This is a genomic window from Myxococcota bacterium (assembly GCA_035498015.1).
GTDB lineage: Bacteria > Myxococcota_A > UBA9160 > SZUA-336 > SZUA-336 > VGRW01.
The window spans coordinates 24,002-33,293 of the sequence record DATKAO010000049.1; the positions used below are offsets into that span (position 1 = coordinate 24,002).

Sequence of the window (9,292 nt, forward strand, 5' to 3'; positions counted from 1 at the left end):
GCGCAGCGCCTCAGGCGCGCCTCGCCGTGCTCACGCGCTCGTGCACGAGCTCCACGATCTCGCCGATCGTCCGCATCTGCTCGATGTCGCCGTCCGAGAGCGCGAGGCCGGTCTCCTCCTCGATCCAGCCGGCCAGCGCCACGCCGTCGAGGCTGTCGAAGTCGAGATCGTCCTGCAGGTCGGTCTCCGGGGAGATCTCGGCTGCGTCGATGTCGAACTCGCGCGTCAGGATCGCGAGCAGACGCGCCTGGATCTCTTGTCGCGAGGTCGGAACTGCGGGGGGCACGGTTCTCTCCTGGCCGAGCCAGCTCGTCAGTGGGCGAGCTGTGAGTTCACGAATTCCGCGAGGCTTCGCACCGAGGCGAAGATGCGGCGATTCTCGTCCGGGTCGTCTTCGATCTTCACGCCGAAGCGCTCCTCGAGGGCCATGGCCAGCTCGAGCGCATCGATCGAGTCGAGCCCGAGACCCTCGACGAACAGTGGGGCCTCGCTCTCGATCTCGTCCGGTGCGATGTCCTCGAGCACCAGCGCCTCGACAATGAGCCGCTTCAGCTCCGACTCCAACCCGCTAATGGCTTGCATCTGTTGTGCTCCCCCTCGCGAAACGCGCCCGCAACGCCCGCGTCAGCTTGCGAGCCGCCATGACCGACGACTCGCTGCCGTCGAGGTACTTCTTCGCGACCACCGGCTCGCCCACCCGCAACGTGTATTGTCCCGCCCGTGGCGGAACGTGATACCACGATTGCCCCTTCATGAGCATGCGCGGCTCGACGCTGATTTCAATGGGAAGCATATCCAAGCCGGAGGCGAGCGCGATGTGGGCGGCCCCGCGCTGGAAGTGGCCCAGCTCGCCCGATTCCGGGGTCCGCGTGCCCTCCGGGAAGACCACCAGGGTCCGCCCCTCGCGCAGGCGGCGCGCGGCCTCGCGCACGACCTCGACCCCGGAGTCATTTGCGATGTAGTCCGCGGCCCGCGCCGAGCCGCCGAGGAAGGCGTTCGTCGCGCGGTCGCTCGAGATGATGCAGTCGGCCTGCGGCAGCCGCGCGATGATCAGCACCACGTCGATCAGCGACGGATGGTTGGCGACAATGATCTTCGGCCCCGGCCTGTCGAGGGCCTCGGCGCCGACCCAGGTCACTCCGATCAGGCCCAGCCGCTCCATCAGCCCCGAGTGGAAGCGGAACAGCCGGTGGATTCCGAGCTGCGCGCGCCGCCACGGCTCCGCCTTGTGGTCGAACCTGCGCCGCAGCGGCAGCCATGCGAACGCGAGCCACAAGCTCCCCAGGCCGAACACGGCGAAGGCGACGCCGGTGCGGAGCGCGCGCGAGAGGGTCTCCAACCTCGTGGGTTGAGGGCGCGAGCGCATGCTCCTTCGAAGCCTCCCCCCCGAAAGGTCGCACCGCGCCGAGTCTAACACCGCGCGCTCCGCACTGTAAACGATCGCCGTTTCTCGGGAAAAGCCTACTTGGAGGGATCGTACAGGACTTCGACCACCGACAGGTTTCCGCTGTAGCGGTTGCGCGAGAACACGATGGATCCCTTCCCCTTGTAGATCCACTCGCTGCGCGACGTGTCGGAGCCGTAGTAGTGCGGGATGAACGCCTTGCCCGTGATGTACTCGTGGCGGTCGCTCGGGTCGCCGAGGATCTTCTTCACGTCGGCGTCCGACATGCCCTCTTGGATCTTCGCGAACGGGTGACCCTTCGGGATCGGCTTCGCCGCGGGCTCGGCCTGCTGTGCGGGCGCCGGCTTCGCGGACGAGGACGAGCTCGACGAAGCGGGCGCACTCTCGTTCCGGTGGGCGCACCCGACGAGGACGGCGATCGAGAGACCCGCGACGATCGCGGTCTGGATCCTGAACATCTGCTCACTCCTTCCAAGCGGGGGGCGCGGCTCGCAGCTTAGCGCGTGCCTTCCGCTTTGTTTACACCTAGGCGCATGGCTTTCGACACGCTCGAAATCGGTTCGGCACCGATCTACCTCGAAGAGTTCCTCGCGATGGCGCGCGGCACGCGTCGCGCGCAGATCTCCACGCGACCCGAGTACCGCGCCCGGCTCGAGGCCGAGCACGCGGTGGTCGGCGAAGCGGTCGCGCGCGGCGAGTCGGTGTACGGCGTGACCACGGGCGTGGGCGCCTCGGTGACCAACACGATCGACGCGGAGCACCGCGGCGAGTTCGTGCGCAACCTGTTCCGCATGCTCGGCACCGGCGTCGGCGCGGCGCTGGGCGAGCTCGAGTCGGCCTCGGTGATGAGCGCGCGCATCGTGTCGCTCGCGTCGGGTCACTCGGGCGTGCGCGGGCTCGTGCTCGACCGGCTGTGCGAGCTGCTCGAGGCGCGCTGCCTGCCGCGCATTCCGGAGCTCGGCTCGGTGGGCGCGAGCGGCGACCTCGCGCCGCTGTCCTACCTGGCCGGCATGCTGGCCGGCGAAGGGCGCGTGCGGCTGCGCGGGCGCATCATCGACGCGGCGGAGGCGCTCGAGTCACTGGGCGTCGAGGCGCTCGAGTTCGAGCCCAAGGAGTCGCTCTCGCTGGTGAACGGCACGAGCTTCATGACCGGGCTGGGCGCGGTGGCCTGGGAGCGCGCCGTCGACCTGGCCGACCTGTCCTGCGCGATCACGGCGATCGCGAGCGAGGTCACGCGCGGCAACCCGCGGCACTTCGACGCGCGCATCGCCGCCTGGAAGCCCCACGCGGGCCAGGTGCGCGCGGCGCGGCGCATCCGCGACCACCTGGGCTACGACCCGGCGCGCCCCGCCCCGGCCCCGGCGCGGCTGCAGGATCGCTACTCGATCCGCTGCGCGCCCAACGTGGTCGGCGTGCTGTACGACGCGGCCGAGCTGGCGCGCGGCATCCTCGAGATCGAGCTGAACGGCGCCAACGACAACCCGCTGGTCGACGGCGACACGGGCGAGATCCTCCACGGCGGGAACTTCTACGGCGGTCACCTGTGCTTCGCGCTCGACGGGCTGAAGGCCGCCGTGGCCAGCGTCGCCGACCTCCTGGACCGCCAGATCTCGCTCCTGTGCCGGCCCGAGACCAGCGAGGGCCTGCCCGCGGAGCTGATCTCGGTCGACGAGGGCGGCAACCGCTCGCACCACGGCTTCAAGGGCATGCAGGTGACCGCCTCGGCGCTCGCGGCCGAGGCGCTGAAGCTCACCATGCCTGCGGCGTCGTTCAGCCGCAGCACCGAGTCGCACAACCAGGACAAGGTGTCGATGGGCTCGATCGCCGCGCGCGAGTGTCTGCGCATCCTCGACCTGACCGAGGCGGTGGCGTCGATCGCGCTGCTCGCGGTGTGTCAGGCGGTCGACCTGCGCGGAGGCGCGCGCAGCGCCGCGACCCAGCGCCTGCTCACGGCGGTGCGCAAGCACGTGCCGACGCTCTCGGCCGACCGCCGGCAGGACGTCGACATCGCGCGCGTGGCCGACCTCGTGCGCGCGCGCACGCTGCCGCTGGATCCCTTCCCGCAGCCATGAGCGCACGCCGCCTGTGCCTGGCGCTGGCGGCGCTCGCCGCGCTGGCCGCCGAGCCGGCCCAGCCGGCACGCGATCTCACGCTCGAGGACCTGCTGAGTCACATGCGCGCCACGCACGGCGTGGTGGCCGAGTTCCACGAAGTGAAGACGCTCAAGCTGCTCGACGCGCCGCTCGAGTCGCGCGGCACGCTGTACTTCGCGCCGCCCGACCGGCTGGCGCGGGTCACGCGCGAGCCGGCCGAGACCAAGCTCGTGCTCGACGGCGGGCGCATGAGCTTCCGCGACGCCGCGGGCGGCAGCGACGTGGACCTGTCGGAGAACCCGGTCGCGCGCGCGTTCGCCGACAACCTGATGGTGCTGTGGCGCGGCGACCGCGCGGCGCTCGAGTCGATCTACCAGCTCGACTTCCACGCCGACGGCTCGCGCTGGCAGCTCGCGCTCTCGCCCAGACACTCGCCGCTGGACCAGTTCCTGCGCTCCATCACGCTGCGCGGCGACGGCGCCGAGATGCGCGAGATGGAGGTGCTCGAGAGCGACGGCGACCGCACGCAGACCTTCTTCGACAAGATCGACGTCGCGCACGAGTTCGGCGAGGACGAGGCGCGTGCGGTGTTCGGAGCCGGGGCGGCGAAGTGAGTCGCGGCGTCCGGCTCGGCGCCTGGGCGCTGTTGTGCGCCGCGCTCGCGCTGTACGGCGTGCGCGGGCTCGACTTCTCGACCGACATCTTGAACTTCATGCCCGACGGCCACGGCGCGGAGCTGGCGCAGATCTCGCGCGAGCTCGCGCGCAGCGACCTGGCGCGCACCATGGTGCTCACGCTCTCGGCCGACGACCCGTCGCGCGCCGTGGCGGCCGCGCGCGAGCTGGCCGAGACACTGCGCGCGAACCCCGAGGTCGCCTGGCTGCGCGCGGGCGCCGACCCCGAGCTCCTGCGCAGCGTGTACGAGCTGTATTTCCCCAAGCGCCTGTACTTCCTGTCGCAGGCGCCCGAGCAGGAGCTGCCCGCGCTGCTCTCCGACCGGGGGCTGAAGGTCCAGGCGGAGCGCGTGCGCAGCTCGCTCGCGCTGCCCATGTCGACCTTGCTCAAGCGCATCGTGCCCGAGGACCCGCTGGGCGCGTTCGCGCGCCAGAGCGAGAGACTGCGCGCGGGCGAGCCGCCGCTCGCGAGTCAGGACGGCGCCTTCACCACGCGCGACGGGCGCTGGGCGGTGCTGTTGCTCGCGACCCGCGACTCGGCGCTCGACTCGACCGCGCAGCGCCCGTTGCTCGAGGCGATCGACGCGGCGCTCCAGTCGCTGCGCGCGAAATACGGCGCCGACCTCGTGCTCGAGAAGAGCGGCGCGAACCGCTTCGCGGTCGACGCCGAGGCCGGCATCCGCGGCGACGCCACGTTCATCTCGTGGGTGTCGTTCGTCGGTGTGTCGCTGCTCTCGCTGGTGTTCTTCCGCTCGATGCTGTCGCTGGGCATGGTGATGATTCCCGGCGTCGTGGGGCTCTTGGTCGCGATGGCGCTCGGGATCGCGATCTTCGGGCACCTGGACGGCATGACGATCGGCTTCGGCGGGTCGCTGATCGGAGTCACGATCGACTACCCGACCCACGTGCTGATCCTGTGGAGCCTGTCGCCCAAGCCCGAGTCGCCCTGGCACGTGGCGCGGCGACTCACCGGCTCGCTGGTCATGGCCGCGCTCACCACCATGGCCAGCTTCGCCGGGCTCGCGGTCACCTCGTTCCGCGGCTTCCGCGAGCTGGGAGTGTTCGCGGTGATCGGCGTCGGCGCCGCCGTCGTGGCGTCGCTCCTGCTCCTGCCCGACCTGCTGCCGCGCAAGCGCCGGCTGCAGCCGGTGTCGGCCGAGCTCGCGCGGCGCCTCGAGCCCTGGGTGCTCGCGCTGCACGAGCACCGGAGGCTCCTGGCGCTGGTGCCCGTGGCGGTGCTGGTGCTGGGCGCGGTCGGCCTGCCGCGCCTGCGCTGGGCCGACGACCTGTCGAAGATCTTCCGGCCCAACCCCGTGCTGCAGGCCGAGGACGAGCGCGTGTTCGAACGCGTGTCGAACTTCGACACCGGGCGCTTCGTGCTCGCGATCGCCGACGATCCGGCCACGGCCGTAGCGCGCAACGAGTCGGTGCGCGCGCGACTGGGCGGATTGATGCGCGCGGGCAAGCTCGAAGGCGTGCGCTCCTTCTCCGACGTGTTCTTCCCGACCGAGCTGCAGGAGCGCAACCTCGCGCAGCTGCGCGCGAGCCCCGACCTTCCGGCACGGCTCGAGCGCGCGTTCCGCGAGGCGGGCTTCCAGCCGGGCACCACGGCGCCCTTTGCCGCGGCGCTGGCCGCGCCGCCGCCACCCCTGACACTCGCCGAGCTGCGGGCGTCGCCGCTGGGCGAGCTGGTGAGCTCGCAGGTCATGCAGCTCGACGGCCGCACGGCGGTGATCACCTATCTGCGCGGCTTGCACGACCCCGACGCGCTGCGCGCCGCGCTTCGGGACCTCGAGGGCGTGCACTACTTCGAGCAGCGCACCTTCCTGAACGACCTGTACTCGCGCTACCGCGACCAGACGCTGCGGCTCGTGGCGCTGGGCAGCGCGGCGGTGCTCTTGATCCTGGTCGCGCGCTACCGTGACTGGCGGCGCGCCACCGCGGCATTCCTGCCGTCGTTGCTCGTGCCGGTGATCGTGCTGGCCAGCTACGCGCTCTTCGGGGTCGAGGCGAACCTGATGCACGCGGTGAGTCTCTTGATCGTGATGGGCATGGGCGTCGACTACGGCATCTTCATCGTCGACAGCGCAGAGGAGGGCACGGAGTTCGGCGCGACGCTGGTGTCGTGTCTCTTGTGCGCGCTCACCACGGTGCTTTCCTTCGGGGCGCTGGCGATCTCGAGTCAGCCGCCGCTGCGCGCGATCGGACTCACGACGGGCATCGGCATCACGCTCGCGCTCGTGCTCGCGCCGGTCTCGCTCCTCTTGCTCCGGGTCGGGCCCAAGGAGACGCCGCGTGCCTAGGCGGGGCCTGATGCTCGTGGCCGTGCTCGCCGCGGCCTGCAAGACGCCGGCGCCGGTCGAGATGGTCATGCACCCGCCGCCCGAGCTCTCGGACTGCCCGGGCGACCTGCGCTCCACCGAGGAGATCGAGGGCGACTGGCTGGTGCACGAGCGCATCCACGTGGTGGGCGGCGGCGTCGACGAGTCGTACGGCCTGGTGCTGCAGAAGACCGGTCCGCGGCTCGTGCTGCTGGCGCTGACTCCGTTCGGCGCCAAGGCCTTCTCGGTCACCCAGATCGGCCTGCAGACCTGGACCGAGAGCTATCTCGGGCCGATCCTGCCCGTCCCGCCCCAGAACGTGCTGCGCGACGTGCACCGCGCGCACTTCCGCATCGTCGACGATCCCGGGCTCGACCCGCGCGCCGTGACCCGCGACGCGGACGGCGCGGTGAAGATCGTCGCGGCGTCGTGCGGCTACGAGTCCACGCTCGCGCCGATCAGCGCGAACCTGCTCCCGCCGCCTCACTGACGCCGCGGGCCAGCTTCCCGGTCGCGGTCTCGGGCAGTGACTCGACGAGCTTGAACTCACGCGGGATCTTGTAGGCGGGCAGGCGCTCGCGGCAGTGGGCCGTGAGCTCGGCGCGCGTGGGCGGCTGCGCGGGGTCCACCGGCTCGATCTCGGCCACCGGGATCTCGCCCAGGTGCGCGTGCTCGCGGCCCGACACGCGGCTGCGCCGCACGCGCGGATGCGCGTCGATCACCGCCTCGACCTCTTCGCTGAAGAACTTCATGCCGGCCATGTTGATGCGGTTCGCGCGCCGGCCCACGAGATACAGCTCGCCGTCGGCGTCGAAGTAGCCCTGGTCGCCGGTGCGGAAGCCGTCGGGCTCGAGCACCGCGCGCGCCGGGGTCCACGGGTCGAGATAGGCGTCGAACAGACCCGGTCCGCGGATGCAGATCTCGCCGGTCTTGTCGGGCGAGGTCGGCGGCGCGACGGGCTGGCCGTCCTCGCCGCGCAGCCACACGTCGTAGTCGGGCAGCGGCCGGCCCAGTGAGTCCGGCTTGCGCTCGGCGGAACGAAGGTTCAGGACCGGCAGCCCGACCTCGATGATGCCGAGCGCTTGCGCCACCGGGCGCGCGAAGCGTGCGGCGAAGGCGCGCGCGGTCTCGGGCCTCAGGCCTTCCGCGGTGGAGATCGCGAGCCGCAGGTCGGCGAGCCCGATGCCCGAGGCGTCCTTCGCGAGCAGGTTCATGTGGTACGGCGAGGCGTACAGCACGCTTGCGCGCTCGCCGGCGGCGAGCTCGAGGATCGGCCGCGCGAGCGACCCGGCCGGCAGCAGGATCGTCGCGCCGTGGCGGAGATACAGGAGGATCGAGACCACGAAGTGGTGCGCCATCGGCAGCAGCCACAGGATCCGGTCGGCCGGGCCGATGCCGAGCCCGCGGTTCGCGGCGTCGAGCCGCGCCAGCACGGCCGCGTGGCCGAGGATCACCCCCTTGCGGCGCGCCGTGGTGCCCGACGTGAAGCGCAGATACGCCGGCCGCAGCGCCGCGAACTCGCGCTCGCCCGCGCCGTCGACCGCGGGCACGTCGGCGCGGGTCACGAGCGCGAAGCGCGCGGCGCCCTCGCGCTCGAGCACGATCGCGTGCAGGCGCGCGCGCTCGGCGAACTCGTCGAGCACGGCGCCGGTGTGGTCGGACGCGATCGGCACGAGACACGCGTCGGCCGCGAGGATCGCGAGCGCCAGCTCGATGAAGCCCGCGCCCTGCTCCGCCACCAGCCCCACGCGCTGCGCGCGAGTCACTCCGGCGGCGCGCAGGCGCGCGGCCAGCGCATCGACGCGCGCCAGCAGCTCCCCGTAGCCGATGCGCTCGGCCACGGCCCCGCCCGAGACCAGCGCCGGGTGCGCGGGGTCGCGCGCGGCGTGGGCGCGGATCCGGTCGAGGACGGTCTCGCTCATGGCCCGTGAATCTGGGAGCGAACCTCGGACGGCGCAACCTCGGCCAGCGCCTTGCCGCGGTCGGCCGCGAGCGCGGCCGCGGCGCCGATCGCCTCGCCGGTGGCGAGCGCGGTGCCGATCACGCGCAGGGCGCCCAGCGCTTCGTGAGTCGCCGACAGACAGCGGCCCGCGGCGCCCAGGCGCGGGTGCGTGCGCGACACGAGCGCGCCCAGCGGCACCGAGCACGCGCCGGCGGGCTGCTCGAACACCGGGCGGCGGTGGTCCTGCCAGAGCTCGATCGGCCAGGTGGACAGCGCGACCTCGTCGTCGCGGCGGCGGCCGGCGAGCACGTCCTCGGCGCTGAGTCGCACGCTGCCCGCGATGCGGCGCGTCTCGCGCACGCCCAGCCGGCCCGGGTGCTCGGCCAGCCGCGCGCGCGCGAACGCCGGCCGCGTGTCTCGCAGGAAGCTCGCGATCGCCTCCGCCGTGGCGCGCGCCCCGCGCTCCATGCGCGCGAGACACTCGGGGTCGAGCGGCGCCCAGGGCTCGCCTGCGGGCCGCGGCAGGTTCAAGGTCGCGAACACCTCGCCCGGACGGCCGCTCGCGCGCACCACGATCGCGTCGGCGCCGGGCGGCAGCGTGCCCGCGCGCACGCCGCCGGCGAGCGCGGCTCCGAGCTTCAGCCGCGCGAAGCCGACCAGCTGCGAGGTGTCGACGCCGTCGAGCCGGAACACGTACGAGGGGCACTGCAGCTCCTCGGGCGGTGACTGCTCGGTGGCCGCGCCCCCGAGCGCGGCCGCGGCCGCGTCGCCGCTCGCGTCGACCACGACGCCGGCCGCGAGCTCCGAGACTGCGCCCGCCGCGCGCACGCGCAGCAGCGAGTCCTCGGACGGCGTGC

Annotated in this window: 10 protein-coding genes; 4 read left to right on the plus strand and 6 right to left on the minus strand. The window is 72.4% G+C overall.

All coding sequences use genetic code 11. The annotated features are described in order from the left end of the window. Window positions 1-10: 10 nt before the first annotated feature. The 4 genes from VMR86_04170 to VMR86_04185 all read right to left on the minus strand — a co-directional run bounded on the left by VMR86_04170 (window position 11) and on the right by VMR86_04185 (window position 1,863). Window positions 11-286, minus strand: a complete 276-nt coding sequence (locus tag VMR86_04170) for a phosphopantetheine-binding protein (protein ID HTO06232.1) — start codon at window positions 284-286, stop codon at window positions 11-13. A gap of 26 nt (window positions 287-312) precedes the next feature. Then, complete coding sequence (locus VMR86_04175; protein ID HTO06233.1) at window positions 313-573, minus strand: phosphopantetheine-binding protein; 261 nt, start codon at window positions 571-573, stop codon at window positions 313-315. Then, a complete protein-coding gene (locus VMR86_04180; protein ID HTO06234.1) occupies window positions 569-1,339 on the minus strand; it encodes a lysophospholipid acyltransferase family protein in 771 nt (256 codons plus the stop codon). The genes VMR86_04175 and VMR86_04180 overlap by 5 nt, the downstream gene beginning before the upstream one ends. Window positions 1,340-1,461: 122 nt before the next feature. Further along, window positions 1,462-1,863 carry a hypothetical protein gene (locus tag VMR86_04185; protein HTO06235.1) on the minus strand — a complete coding sequence of 134 codons (402 nt, stop codon included), beginning with the start codon at window positions 1,861-1,863 and terminating at the stop codon, window positions 1,462-1,464. A 75-nt stretch (window positions 1,864-1,938) separates the two neighbouring features. Here VMR86_04185 and VMR86_04190 point away from each other — a divergent pair, with 75 nt between their 5' ends. From VMR86_04190 to VMR86_04205, 4 genes are read left to right on the plus strand one after another with little or no spacing between them, the layout of a single operon-like run. Further along, window positions 1,939-3,477, plus strand: coding sequence for an aromatic amino acid ammonia-lyase (locus tag VMR86_04190; protein ID HTO06236.1), 1,539 nt, complete (start codon window positions 1,939-1,941; stop codon window positions 3,475-3,477). Then, window positions 3,474-4,112: an outer membrane lipoprotein carrier protein LolA gene (locus VMR86_04195; GenBank protein HTO06237.1), complete on the plus strand. Its 639-nt coding sequence runs from the start codon at window positions 3,474-3,476 to the stop codon at window positions 4,110-4,112. Before VMR86_04190 ends, VMR86_04195 begins: the two co-directional genes overlap by 4 nt. Further along, on the plus strand, window positions 4,109-6,475 hold the full coding sequence (locus tag VMR86_04200) for an MMPL family transporter (protein ID HTO06238.1): 2,367 nt from the start codon (window positions 4,109-4,111) through the stop codon (window positions 6,473-6,475). The genes VMR86_04195 and VMR86_04200 overlap by 4 nt, the downstream gene beginning before the upstream one ends. Further along, window positions 6,468-6,983 carry a DUF3261 domain-containing protein gene (locus VMR86_04205; protein ID HTO06239.1) on the plus strand — a complete coding sequence of 172 codons (516 nt, stop codon included), beginning with the start codon at window positions 6,468-6,470 and terminating at the stop codon, window positions 6,981-6,983. The genes VMR86_04200 and VMR86_04205 overlap by 8 nt, the downstream gene beginning before the upstream one ends. Here the strand turns inward: VMR86_04205 and VMR86_04210 are convergent. Then, window positions 6,952-8,415, minus strand: a complete 1,464-nt coding sequence (locus VMR86_04210) for a fatty acid--CoA ligase family protein (GenBank protein ID HTO06240.1) — start codon at window positions 8,413-8,415, stop codon at window positions 6,952-6,954. The two genes, VMR86_04205 and VMR86_04210, sit on opposite strands and share 32 nt — an antisense overlap. Continuing rightward, window positions 8,412-9,292 (minus strand): FAD-dependent oxidoreductase (locus VMR86_04215; GenBank protein HTO06241.1); only part of this gene is annotated, 881 nt, incomplete at its 5' end. The genes VMR86_04215 and VMR86_04210, both read right to left, overlap by 4 nt.